Origin of the sequence: Gluconobacter potus (assembly GCF_015244705.1) — a bacterium.
GTDB lineage: Bacteria > Pseudomonadota > Alphaproteobacteria > Acetobacterales > Acetobacteraceae > Gluconobacter > Gluconobacter potus.
Genome location: NZ_JABCQF010000001.1, coordinates 528,262 through 541,478 on the forward strand (window position 1 = coordinate 528,262; position 13,217 = coordinate 541,478).

A 13,217-nucleotide genomic window follows, 5' to 3' on the forward strand; every position below is an offset into this window, starting at 1 on the left:
GCATGTAATGCCGATTATGCGGTTCTGTATTCTCGCGGCCACATTCAGTATCTGAAGTGCAGCAGGGCATCCCAGAAATCCTTTGGACCGGTTTTTTTAAATATCTTCTGAACTGGATAATATTCCTAATCGACAGCATCCGTCCCAGACGAAAGATCTGATAGCGAAGAGGGCGTGGTCGCTTCTGAGTTCCGGGCACTCCTGGATTAGTACAGCAGGAAGGGGTGGCGCTGCCGATTGAACTCTGCTTCGTCTGCTTTCCAGGTCTCCAGAATATCGGGAACTGGCATGCCCTGTGAAAGCTGTCGGCGGAGAGCGCTGCTGCCAGCCAGGATGTCGAAGGTTGAACCGGATTTTCTCCATATCGGGTTATCCGATATTTTCAGCACAGTCTGAAGCATCGTCACGCCCGTCAGCAGGGGATCGAAGGATTTCCGGTCGGTGATGGCAAGCTGGAGCCCGTGGCATAGCTGGTCTTTTGCGACTTCAAACCCGGGAGTGAACCAGTCTTCCCTGAAGAGGCAACCCGGCAGGCCTGCGTTGCTCAATTCTTCTACCCAGCGGGTTGCGTCGAGATGGGGCGCGCCGAGTGTCAGAAAGGGCGAGGCCGTGCCACGCCCGACCGAGAGGGTCGTGCCTTCGAACAGGCAGGTTCCCGGATAGGCGACGGCCGTTGTCACGTCAGGCATGTTCGGGCTTGGCGGAACCCAGACGAGATCGGTGTCGTCCTGATAAAGGTCACGGTGCCAGCCGGTCATGGAGATAATGCTCAAGCGGACGGGGCGTCCTGCCAGCTGGGGCACATACCGGCTGTTGAACAGGCGTGCCAGTTCGCCAACGGTCATGCCGTGTCGCAGCGGGATCGGGACTCTCCCTACGAATGATGAAAATGCCGGATCAAGGGTGGGGCCGCTGGCGTGCAGGCCCGTGATGGGGTTGGGTCTGTCCAGCACCATGAACGCGATGCCGCAGCGTGCGCAGGCGACGAGGGCGTCGAACATGGACCAGATATAGGTGTAGAACCGTGCGCCGATATCCTGAATATCGAAGATGAGAAGATCGATGTCTGCCGATTTCAGGAGCGCATCCAGCTTCGGGCCGGAGAGGGTGTACATGTCGTAAACGGGGATGCCTGTGCGGGGGTCGATGCCTTTGGCCTCGGAATGGCCAGCCTGCGCCGATCCGCGGAAGCCGTGTTCAGGTCCGAAAATGGCTTTCAGGTTTACGCCCGGGGCGGCGTGCAACTGGTCTGCAATATGGCGCAGGTGGCGGTCCACGCTTGTGGGGTTGGCGATCAGGCCCAGTTTCCGGCCTTTGAGCGCCTGATAGCCATCGGCTTCGAGAGCGTCATAGCCGGTTCGGACTTTGACCGGGGAAGGGCATCCCGCGGGCATTCCTGAAGCGGTTGCCCAGGATGATACGGCGGTTCCTGCGCACAGACCCATGAAGGTACGGCGGCCGAGGGAGGTTTTGCGGGCAGGGGTTGCGGAAGGACGGTGGGGCATGTCGTGCGGGCTCCCGGGATTTAGCTATTCGGCTTCGGCGACGGCAGTAACCAGATCATCCATGATTTTGGTCGGATGCGGCAGATCGTCCGGGATGTCGTTTGCGAAGATGGTGATCAGGAGGATCTGGTCGCGGGTGGTCTGAAGGTAGCCGGACAGGGAATGGGTGGCTGCGAGTGTGCCGGTTTTTGCATGCAGGTGGCCCGCGACGGGGGTGCCGATGAAGCGGTGCGCGAGCGTTCCGTCTCGGCCTGCGAGAGGGAGGTCGTCCCGCCAGTCTGCGCCCCAGGGTTGGCGGTCGGCGAGGCGCAGAAGCTGGATGACGGTCTGGGGTGTGACGCGGTTGTAGGGGGACATTCCCGAACCGTCGTAGAGCGAGAAGCCGGCGGCGGGCAGGCCCAGAGCAGTCAGTACCTGTCTGCGTTCGGTGAGGCCGTCTTCAGCAGAGCCGTTGCCGTGAATGAGAGCCAGGCGGCGCAGAAGAAGTTCGGCATGGAGATTCTGACTGACTTTCAGCAGATGGCGGATGTCGTCTTTCAGATCCGGGGCGGGGAGGGTGGCGAGGATGCGGGTGTCTGGCGCAGGAGTATCGGCAGCGGTTTTTGTCAGGCGGTGCCTGACCTGTATGTCCTGGACCCGGATCCCTGCTTCGCGCAGCAGGGACCTGAAGTGTCGGGCGGCTGAGAGGGCCGGATCGTCGAGCCCGATTTTCAGTGTCTGAACGGGCACGCCTGCCGGAAGCGTTCCTGTCAGGACGACGCGGGTGTCGCCGGGCTTCTTTTCAAGACTCAGTTCGGGTTTGCCGTCCGGTACCGTCAGGGCCTGATTGACCAGCGTCAGTCCTTCGTCGGGTGCTGACCATTTGGGCAACGGGCGATCGCCGGGATGTGTTCCTGGCTGGACGGCCAGTCCGGCGACGTTGTCGTTCAGCGTCAGCGCCGAGACTGCGGTTCCCCACTGGGTCGGCAGGTTGTTCCAGCTCCAACCATCCCCCCAGCGTTCGTCCGCAAAAAGCTGGTCATCCGCGATGATGGCATGGATGCGTCTGAGCCGCTTGGCGGAGAGGGCGTCTGCCAGTGTTTTCAGGCAGTCGGTCTGGCAGGCCGCATTATCGGACAGGACGGCATCGCCCGAGCCACGCAGGATGAGGTCTGGGGCTCCATGAGGGCGGGGGGCGAGCAGGAGTGTCGTGGGGTGTTCGGCTGCTTCTTGGTCCAGTTTTGCAAGCTCTGCCATTGCGGCGGCTGTCGTGAACAGTTTGGTATTCGAAGCCGGGATGAAGCGCCCGTTGGGATTGCGGGAGAACAGGACTTTTCCGTCTTGAGTGGCAATGACGATCCCCCAGCGCATGCCCTGCTCCTGTGAGGCTTGCAGGATGGGAGAAAGGCGTTCTGCAAGCGCATGTGGCCCGAGCGGGGGCGGGGAGTTCTGGACGGCGCAGGCACTCAGGGCGATGGGAAGTCCGGCGGCGGCGCGGGGGAGCAGCTCCCGGAAGAGCCGGGGCAAACGTTGCGAAACATGGCTGGAAATCTGACGCATGACGGCCCTGGCTGAGTGGAGAGTGTGACGTGTCCGTCGGGATGCTGAAAAGACAGAAGGCTGCCTGTGTCGGGGGAACAGGCAGCCTCGTCGTGGGCAGGACAGGTGTGAAAGACTGCGTTCAGAACTCCATGCGGATGCCGCCGCGATAGGAGCGGCCCAGCAGGCTGCTATAGGTTTCGTCGGCCTCAAGTCCCCCTTCCGGCAGCAGGATCGGGGAGGTGTTCGCGAGGTTGGTGACAGTCAGGAAGAGCTGCATCTTGCCGATTTTTTCGACGGGCAGATTATAGGTCGCGTTCATGTCGAAGTAAAAAATGCCCGTGACATGGTCATTGTTGATCGTAGGATAGTTGGCGTTATAGGCCGGGCATGTTCCCGAGCACTGGATGTAGCTGTTGGAGTAATTTCCCGCGCTGATACCCCGGGCAATGGCCGTGAGGCTGTATTTTGACGTCCTGTACGTGGCCGAGAAACGGTAGATCCAGCGCGGTGGCCCGGATGCGATGTCTCCTGACGTATCGACTGTATAGCCCATGCCGGAATCAGAGATATATTTCAGGTAGTTCGTGGCCTGTCCATGGATCGTAAATGTCCCGTCGGCATCGCGCAGAAAGCGGCTGAGCGGGAAGCTGTATGAGGCGTCGATGTCGATGCCGCTGGTTTCGAGCTTGGCAAAGTTGAAGGGAGAGGCGCTGATCAGAAGATCACGCGTGCCGGTCGGGTCAGCGCGTATGGCCGAGCAGAATGTGGTGTATCCCGAATAACATTCATCAATGATGGACTGCGGATAGAACTGTTCGATTGCGTTCTTGATCTTGGTATGGAACCAGTCGACCGAGATAGCCAGACCAGACACATATCGCGGCGTGATGACCGCACCAACGACGGTCGTATTCGCCGTCTCGGGACGCAGTTTCGTGTTGCCCGTCGTTGTGGCGAGAACGGTATCTGTCTGGCCCGTGACCGGATCGAGCACGGTTGTCGTCTGGGATGTCCCGGCATTGTAGAGTTCGTTGATGTTGGGCGCGCGGATGTCATGCGACTGGGTGGCACGGAACAGGACGTCTCTGATGGGCTGCCAGGTCCCACCGATTTTCCATGTCGTGACATAACCGGAGGTCGAGTAGTCCGTTCCGCGAACGGCGCCGTTGAAGGACAGGCCTTTTGCCAGAGGGACTGCGGTTTCGAGATAGGCCTCCTTGACGTTGTAGTGGCCAAATGTCGGCAGGTAATTACCGACAGACCAGCCTGACTGGTATTCCGTCGGAACGTATCCTGAGGAACGTTCGTCACGATATTCGCCACCGACAGCGACGTTCACGTCTCCAGCCCATGTTGCAAACGGGATCATTGAGAGGTTCACGCCCGAGACGATTTCCTGAAACCGCTGGTTTCGCCATGGCGAACCAAGAACGTAATCAATGGCCGAGGAGGACATGACGCCCGTTCCCAGCCAGTCGATCGGGGAACAGCCATTCCCGGGGTCCGTCAGGGATGAGCGGCAGACAATCTGTCCGGCCGAGTTGCGCACGGCATCAGTCGCGTTGGCGATCTTCGCCGTGTTCATGACGTTATAGATCTGCTCATGCGTATGGGTGACGCCATACTGGGCGTAGGCACTCCATGACGCGCGTTTGTTGAACATCTCGAAATTGCCTTCGCCACCGAACGTATAACGCTGGACGTTGCGGCGGTTGTCGGTCCGGCGGTAAGGCATGTCGAGCGCGGTCGTGCCGACCGTGACGGACGAGACGTCCTGCAGGGCGTCGGCGCCCAGAGCGTCCACGAGATAGGGGTTTGTTCCCTTCAGCGAGATCGAGCTGAGATACTGGGGGCCGGAGTTGTAAACGTATTCGCTATCGTTGTAGGCGCCTTCCGCATAGAGGGTCATCCAGGGGGCGACGTCGTAGCTCAGGCGTCCGAAGAGATTTTTGCGGTCGCTCTGGGGTTCCAGGCCGATGTCCTTGTTGTTGTTGGCCAGGTTCTGGTCGCCACCGACGGAAACGCTGGATGTCGAGAGGGAGCCATAATTGTAATGGTTAATGCTTCCGCCAGGGCCAAAATAGATCCCGCGCAGGGAGTTGGTTACACCGCCCGTGGACGCGTTGATGATGCCGCCGGGCATGACGTTGTTGGTGCCGGCATCGCTGACACGGAGATAGTAAGGCTGACCATTTCCGGCGACATAGTCAGGATTGTTGACAATACGGTCGCCGTTCACATTCCAGCTTCGGGAGACCTGGAAAATGCCGTCCTGATGGGCAATGTCGCCGCTGAGGAGGACATGTCCTTTTCCGTGGGCAAAGCCGAAGCCACCGGCGATGGCGGCATGTTCGTTCTCTCCGTCCCCATAATCCGAGATGCCGGAATCCGCCGTGACCTTCAGGCCCGTATAGGTCTTGTCGAGCACGAAGTTCGTGACACCCGCAACGGCATCGGAACCGTACTGCGCGGAAGCACCGCCCGTTACCACGTCCACGCGTTTGATCAGCTGCTGGGGGATCGTGTTGATGTCGACGATGCCGGTGATGGCAGAGGGCGTAATCCGTCGGCCATCCATCAGCACGAGCGAACGGACGGCGCCAAGATTGCGAAGGTTGAGCGCGTTGATGCCGGCTGTGCCATCGCTCAGGGAATATGCCGAGTTCTGGGGCGTCTGGCTGCCCGCGAACTGCGGCATCTGATTGATCAGGTCGGCAATGTTGTTGCTGGGCGCCTGATTCAGGATTTCCTGCTGGTTCAGAGAGCTGATGGGGGTCGGGGATTTGATATGGGAGTTTGCAATATGACTGCCCGTAACGGTGATGACTTCCCGGTTGGATTCTGTCTGCTTCTGTGTCTTTTTATGACTTGCGGCAGGTTTGGAAGGCTGCGCAGATGAATGCTTGGTATCGGCAGGCTTGGCCACTGTTGCTGCGGCGTAAGCCTGCTGCGGCATGAGGAATGTTGCGCCCGACGACAGGGCGGCAAAGGACAGGAAATAAGACTTTAGGGGCAGTCTGACCGTCATACCCTGGTTCCCTCGATAAGCGCCGATGGGCGGTGATGTTGCGATATCGAACTAATGTTGCATATCTGTCATGCCGTCGTCGATTTTGAAACTGCGCGCGCCATATAACCTGAAGTTATGTCTGCGTCGTTTCCTGGCGATTCAGGGATTGAAAAGAGATCAGCGAGGCTGTTGAGCCTGAAGTTTTGTGTCAAAGAAATGCAGCGTCCACAGATAGGCGTTCAGCCAGTCCTGCGTGCGCAGGAAAGCGTGGCGTTCGCCGGGGAAGACATGATCCTCAAACGGAATATTCCGCTCCACGAGCATGCGCGCCAACAGGACGGATTGTTCGAATTCGACGTTGAAGTCATCATCCCCGTGGATCAGCAGGACCGGTGAGCGCCAGTGGGCGATGTCGGCGATTGGGGAGGAACGCCATTCGCTGTTCTTTTCCCGCTGCTTTTCTTCGGGGGACAGGCCGGAATGATCGGGTTCCGTCATGTCGTGGACGCCGTGGAAGTCCGCTCCCGCCACGAACAGGTCGCTGTTGCGGGCCAAGGCCAGGGCCGTAAGATAGCCACCCCAGCTTCCGCCCCAGATGCCGATCCTGCCCGGAGCTACGTCGGAGCGGCTGCGCAGGAACAGTCCGGCTGCGTGGACGTCCTTGTATTCGCTGGCGCCAGCCCGACCGATGCCGGGAGCGGTCCGGAAGGCGAGGCCATAGCCGGTGCCGCTGCGATAATTGACGGCCAGCACCACATATCCGCGCGATGCCAGAAACTGGTTCATGGCATAGGCATTGGAATAATAGCCCATCGGATTAAAGGCCGGGAGCATCTGCCGGTGCGGACCGCCATGCACGAAGACCAGCGCCGGATGCGGGCTGGCTGTTTCGGCGGGAGGCAGAAACAGTTGTCCGTGAATGTCGCGGCCATCATCGCTGCGGATATGCACGATCTGAGGGGCTGTGAATGTAAAGCCGTCCGGGACAGTGGCTGTGACGGGCAGGTACCGGGTATTGTTCTGGAGCACGACCGGGTGGGCAGGCAGGTCTTTACCCGTGGCCATCATGGCGAGGGCCGGCCCAGCCATTGTGAGGTCCATGACCTGTTCGTTCGGGTCGCTGAGGGCAACGGGCTGGCCGTTATCGAGGGGCTGCGACCAGGCGCGCCAGTGATCCGGATCGCCGATATTGGCGGTGTAGAGCAGACGGGTTTCATCCGCCGACAGACGGTAGGACGCGATTTCGGCACCATCCGGCGTCAGGCAGCGTGGCGTTGTCGCAGGGGTAGCGACGGGCAGGACGCAGAGCCTGAGCCAGCCACTGCCTTCCCATGGAAAAAGAAGCTGTCCGTTGCGGGTCCATGTCAGGCCCATGCCTTCCGGGGCCCAGAAGCGGTTTCCGGGCCCTTCCGGTGCGGTCCAGAGCGTGTGTTCTGCGCCGGATGCGGTGTCATAAACCTGAACGGACCAAAAATGTCCCTTGTCGCGTTCGGCCGTCAGCAATGGTTGATAGGCTCGGACGAAGGCGATGGAGCGACCGTCCGGCGAGAATGTCGCTTCCTGATCGTGTCCCAGTGCGGCGGGCAGGAACACGGGCGCGGCGCTGCTGTTTCTGGCGTCCCAGAGTGCGATCAGGCTGTGGGAGCCACGGTCGATTTCGAGTGCAAGGCTGCTGCTGTCCGGGGACCAGTGCAGGGCGGTGATCTCGCCCGGTGTGGTCATGACGACATGTGGCGTCTGACCCGGTTGGCCGACCAGAAGCGCGCCGCCCCGCATAAAGGCCAGCAGGCGTCCGTCCGGGGAGAAGACCGGGCTGTGTCCTTCCCCGGCGGTGACGGTCCGGCCATTGGGCAGGATGACGCGCACGGTTTCCTTGCCCGGCACGGCTGCGTTGCCTGCGTTCGGGGCGTGGTCGTTGGGATATTCTGCGTCGCCGCCTTCGACGAAGGTCAGTGTTCGCCCGTCCGGGCTGAGGGCGAGGCCCCACAGATCGGTTCCGTCATCCTGCATATAGGCGGTGACTTTGCGGGGGGCCGCGCCTCCGTCGGAAATCAGGATATTGCGGATGCCATCCCGACGTTCCACCCAGGCCAGACGCGCCGTTTTTGCGGCGCCTGTCAGGCCGTTGGCATAGGGCATGGCCAGCAGGGCGCCCAGTTGGGTTGTGTCCTGCGTGGAGGCTGCGTTTGCGCCTGAACAGCCGATCGCGAGCAGTGCTGAGGCGGCGAGAAGGGACAGTCGGATGGTCATGGGGCTGATGTCCCGGCTTCGGCGAGGGCGGTGAAGATTTCTTCCTCGACGCGGGTGAATGAGGAATAGGCGCCCGGCCGTTCCTGCCCGGCGTCAGAGAAGCCGTCTGCGGCAAACAGGAAGCCGTCGCCAGTTGCGGGGTCGTACCAGAAGCCTGAATGCAACGAATAGGCGTCTCCGAGATGGCCGGCCAGATCGCCGGAATAGCCTTTATAGGGCCGGGTTTCGCGGCCGGAAGAATCCCGTGCTCCAGTCAGGCGCGCCATGCTCAGGCCATAGCTGGCGATCGGGTAGGGGCAGTCGCCGTTCCTGCCGTCATACTGCCAGGTGGGGGTCTGCATCAGGTCGATGCTGCGTTGCGAAAGCAGTGTTCTGCCGTCCAGTGTGCCGTGGCCGAGCATGAAGCGGGCAAGACGGGTCAGCCCTTCCATGGAAATGCGCAGGCCACCCTGCGGGGAGAACAGCGTGCCGTTTGTGCCCGGCATGTAGCTGGCGAGGGCTGCGGCGTTCCAGCTCGGGGTCAGGGGCTGGGTGTCCGTCTCGGCTTCCCATCCTTTGGGCTGGTGGCTGTAGAGCGTGGCCAGACGGTCGGGATGGGCGAGGGCCATACGGTTATAGCCGCCGTCGATCCCGAGTGGATCCAGCACATGCGTCTGCTGGTAGTGGTCGAAGCGTTCGCCGCTGACACGTTCCATGATCGTGCCCACGAGGCCGTAGCAGAGATTGCAGTACTCGAACCATGTGCCCGGCGCGTGTCCGTCTCCATGCGCGAAGTGATAGCCGGGATCACTGGGTTTGCGGGTGGCGTCGAAGAACTCGCTGATCCTGTGCTCCGGCGGGAGCGTATAGCCGTCGGCGTCGCGGATGCTGGAGGTGTGGTTGAGCAGCATCCGCACGGTGATGGGTGTCTGCGGGAAATCCGGGTTCCGGAGCCGGAAGCCCAGATAGTCGGAGGCGTCGTGGTCGAGGTCAATTTTGCCCTGCTCGACCAGTTCCATCAGCCCGATGGTTGTGACGACTTTCGAGACTGAGGCGATGCGGAAAAGCGTCTGCGGACCGACGGGGACGGCTCCATCCGGGCTCTGCCGGGCAAATCCGCCGTAATAGCTGTAAGCGACGCGACCGTGCCGCAGACGGACTGCGGCGATGGCAGCCAAGGGGCGGACTTCGCCCTGCGTCAGGACGCGATCCAGCGCGTGGGTGGTCTCGGTGGGCGTCTGGGCGTGTGCGGCTGAAGACAGGACCGTGAGGGCGGCCAGTGTGAGGCCCCGGATGGTCAAGGTTGAGCCTCCGGGCGGAGCGTTATGCGTCGGACGGCGGCTGCATCGACACTGCGGGTGCTGAATGACAGAGGCTGCATGGCGCCGCGCAGCCAGACGGGCAGAAAATCGGCGTAATGGGGTGATTTCGGATCCGCTGACTGACCGGGGAAGTTGAGATACAGCGAGCGGTCCCAGTTCCCGACATCGCACACCATCAGATAGCTGGCCCCGCCGGTGCTGGCATAGGCATTCACACCGCCTTTCTGGGGGCTGTACCAGCGGGCCATGACGGTATAGGGGTCTCCGCCGCTCTGGGCTGACGGGCCGCCGATCGTGGGGAAAGCTGCCGCAACAGCCGGGACGACTGCGAGCGGGTGACGCAGCGTGATGGTGTGGAGCGCGCCCCAGCGCCAGGCGGCGGGGAGAGGGCCGAGCCGTTCCCGCAGTTCCTGAACGGCCTCCCGGAACTGTTCGACGAGCATCCTGTTCCGCGCGCTCACCGGATCGGCGCCAAAGCGGGCATCGGGGGACTGGAACAGGGCGAGCTGAACGGTGGCGTTTACAGGGCCCGGAAGCAGGTCGTGCAGGGTGGGCGGTATGATGAGGGCGTGCAGCGCGCGTTCGAGACGGGTCCACCAGACTTCATATAGCGCGGCCGCCGCACTGCTGGCATCGACGCGGCCATTCCATGCCTTCAGCAGAGCAGCCTCTGCGGCGAGATCGGGCGGGACGTCGGGCAGGAGCCGGACCATCTGCAGGGCCAGAACGGATAATGTGTCGTGTTGCAGGGCCACGCTGTCCGCAAGGGTTGCACGCGGTGTTGCATCCAGCATCTGGGCTACGCGTTCGTGGCGGAAGCCGTCACGCCATTCGAAACTCACGCGCCGTTCCTCGACCGGATAGCCGCGGGGCAGGTTCATTTCGTTGGATGTTCCGAACCAGCCGCGTGCGGGATTGAAGCTGCTGGGCAGGGCTTCGAGCGGCTGAAGACCCTGCCAGTCATATCGTCCGTCTCCCGGTGCAGGCATCAACCCGTCATGTCCCGGAGCGCGACGTGGCAGGCCACCGGCGGCCTGCCAGCCGATATTGCCGCTGGTATCGGCATAGGTGAAGTTGGTCGGGCTGGTATGGACGCGCAGGGCTTCGCGGAAGCTGGGCCAGTCATGCGCCAGATTGATGCCGATATTGGCCAGAAGCCCGTTCGCGCCGGGGGCGAGCCAGGTGGCGGAGACTGCCGTGGCGCGATTGCGGGTTGGATCACGTGAGACGACCGGGCCGTGGACCGAGTAGAACAGGTTCACCACCTGCTCGGCTTCACCACGGACCGCGATCCGTGTCTCGACCTGCTTCATGCGTTTCCAGCCGCCCTGATGGGCGTAGCGCAGCGGATCGGCGGGGTCGGTGCGCAGGATGAACAGGTCTTCCTGATCGATATGGAAATTGGTCCGGCCGAAGGCGATCGTTGCGTTATGGCCCTGCATAACGCCGGGCATGCCTGCGCCACCGCCGCCGATCACATCCAGTCCCGGGGCCGTCAGATGGATGACGTGACGCGGACCCGGCACGCCGAAGGACAGATGCGGATCATTGGCCAAGATCGGGCGGCCAGTGGCGGTGCGGGAGGGGGCGATGACCCATGAATTGCTGCCCTCGTTCCGCCGCCGCGTTCCGTCTTCGGCTGTTGCATGGAGGTCGTGTCGGGGCAGGGGGGCCTGAAGGACGCCAAAAAGCCCGAGGTCGGCTTCGCTGATGGCGGCGGTGTCCAGCCCTTCCGGGACATGCAAATCATGGACGGGTTCCAGCGGCGTGATGAGCGCGTCATAGGCGAGCCCCCCGCGTGCTGCCAGTCGGGCCCGGCGGATTTCGGTCTGCGTGTTGCCTGTGACTTCGGCGCGGACGCGGATCAGGTCCAGCACGTCCCAGTGCAGCGGTGTGGTAGCGAAAATGCCGAATTCCGGCGGCAGGAGCGAAGGCGTGGCGGTAACTTCCGCGATGCGCGCATTGATCCCGGCGACATAGGCGCGTGCGCAGTCCTGCGTCAGCGAGGGGAAGGCTGCGAGTTCGCGTTCGGCGTCTCCGCGGAACAGCACCAGCCGGTTGGCCGTATCGGACGGGACGAAGGCCGGGCCAAAGACTTCTGCCAGTTGTCCCAGAGACCTGCGATGTCCGAAATCCAGTTCCCACAGCCTGTCCCGCGCGATCAGATAGCCATCGGCAAAGAAAGCATCGGGGATGCTCTGTGCGCGGACATGGGGGACGCCCCAGCAATCTTCCAGAACCTCGACCGGCTGGCCAAGACCGGGCAGGCCCTGAAGGGGAGCCGTGGCACGGGCGCGGCGTCCCGGCGCGGACAGGGTGGCGGCGACGCCGCCAAGAAGAACCGTGCGGCGGGTGGCCTGCATAAGAACCTGTTCCTTTCTCAGCTGACGGCGCGGGTGTCGAACCCGGCCACGATCTCTTTCAGTCTCAGGCCCGAGCCGACCGAGAGTGTGAAGCCAAGGGCACCATGCCCCACATTGAGCAGAAGATTATCATACCGGGTGCGGGCGATGATCGGAACGCCGGTGGGGGTGGCGGGCCGCAGTCCGGCCCAGGGTGTATCGTCGCCCTGACCCAGCGCGCCGGGAAGCGTCTCCGCTACGAGAGTGCGCAGCTCTCCGAGGCGTTTGGGGTTCAGGTGGGTGTTTTCGGAACCGATATCGACCATCGCGGCGATCCGCAGGCGATCGCCCAGCCCGGCATAGACCACGCGGTTATCGTAATCCGTCACGCTGACCGAGGGCACGAGGCCGGGACGCGGACGCGTGGTCAGGCTGTAGCCTTTCAGTCCATAGAGCGGCAGGTTGAGCCCGAGAGGTCGCGCCAGTTTCCGGGAGCCGATCCCGGCTGCGAGAACGACGAGATCGGTTTCGAACGGCTTGCCATCCAGCTGGACTTCGCAGCGGTTTTTCGGGCCTGTCGTGAGCGTGGCGTCGCCCTGTATGAGACGGAAGTTCGGTGAAGCGGTGAGGGTTTCGCGCAGGGCCTGGCAGAACAGGAAGCAGTCCCCGACTTCGTCTTCGGGCGAGAAGATGCCGCCTGCGATCTGTTCCCGCAGGCCTGCGAATGCCGGTTCGACATCCCTGCATTCGGAAGGAGAGAGTGCGCGCTGACGTTCCGGGTCGCTGACGGATTTTGCGGCTTTGCGGAAGGTGGCGGCATTGCGGTACAGGACGAGCTTCCCTGGTCGGCGCCACAGGAAATCGCTCAGTCCCTCCTCGCGATATTTCTCAAGCTCGGCCTGTCCGCTGAGGGCGAGATCGAGCAGGACTGCGGCATTGCGGCGGTTTGTGTGCCGGTTGCAGGCGCACAGGAATGCCAGCAGCCAGCGCCACTGATGCGGATCGGCTTTCAGCCGCAGCGAGATCGGGGAGTTCGGGCGGAACAGCCAGCCCAAAGCCTCCTGCGCGATGCCAGCATCGGCCAGCGGGCTGACATAGCGATAACTGAGCTGGCCGCCATTCGCAAAGCTGGCTTCCCGCCCGACGTCGTCGCGGCGTTCGATCAGGGTGACGTCATGTCCGTCCCTGACAAGGGTGTAGGCGGAGGTCAGGCCGATAACGCCTCCGCCAATAATGGTGATGGTCCGTCTACCGGCCATAAGTGTCCCAAGCGTCCAGAGGCTGGGCG

At 62.3% G+C, this 13,217-nt stretch carries 7 protein-coding genes; all 7 read right to left on the bottom strand.

Annotation, left to right across the window (positions count from 1 at the left end; genetic code table 11):
* Positions 1–206: 206 nt before the first annotated feature.
* Positions 207–1,505 carry an exo-beta-N-acetylmuramidase NamZ family protein gene (locus HKD31_RS02325; RefSeq protein WP_194263755.1) on the bottom strand — a complete coding sequence of 433 codons (1,299 nt, stop codon included), beginning with the start codon at positions 1,503–1,505 and terminating at the stop codon, positions 207–209.
* Positions 1,506–1,529: 24 nt separating this feature from the next.
* A complete protein-coding gene (dacB, locus tag HKD31_RS02330; RefSeq protein ID WP_194263754.1) occupies positions 1,530–3,044 on the bottom strand; it encodes a D-alanyl-D-alanine carboxypeptidase/D-alanyl-D-alanine endopeptidase in 1,515 nt (504 codons plus the stop codon).
* A gap of 121 nt (positions 3,045–3,165) precedes the next feature.
* On the bottom strand, positions 3,166–6,054 hold the full coding sequence (locus HKD31_RS02335) for a TonB-dependent receptor plug domain-containing protein (RefSeq protein WP_228120120.1): 2,889 nt from the start codon (positions 6,052–6,054) through the stop codon (positions 3,166–3,168).
* 159 nt (positions 6,055–6,213) lie between these two features.
* On the bottom strand, positions 6,214–8,286 hold the full coding sequence (locus HKD31_RS02340) for a prolyl oligopeptidase family serine peptidase (protein WP_194263753.1): 2,073 nt from the start codon (positions 8,284–8,286) through the stop codon (positions 6,214–6,216).
* Positions 8,283–9,566, bottom strand: a complete 1,284-nt coding sequence (locus HKD31_RS02345; protein WP_194263752.1) for a serine hydrolase domain-containing protein — start codon at positions 9,564–9,566, stop codon at positions 8,283–8,285. Before HKD31_RS02345 ends, HKD31_RS02340 begins: the two co-directional genes overlap by 4 nt.
* Positions 9,563–11,950, bottom strand: coding sequence for a penicillin acylase family protein (locus HKD31_RS02350; RefSeq protein ID WP_194263751.1), 2,388 nt, complete (start codon positions 11,948–11,950; stop codon positions 9,563–9,565). The genes HKD31_RS02345 and HKD31_RS02350 overlap by 4 nt, the downstream gene beginning before the upstream one ends.
* A gap of 17 nt (positions 11,951–11,967) precedes the next feature.
* Positions 11,968–13,188 (bottom strand): FAD-dependent oxidoreductase, encoded by a 1,221-nt coding sequence (locus HKD31_RS02355; protein ID WP_194263750.1) that lies wholly within the window; start codon positions 13,186–13,188, stop codon positions 11,968–11,970.
* Positions 13,189–13,217 lie beyond the last annotated feature (29 nt).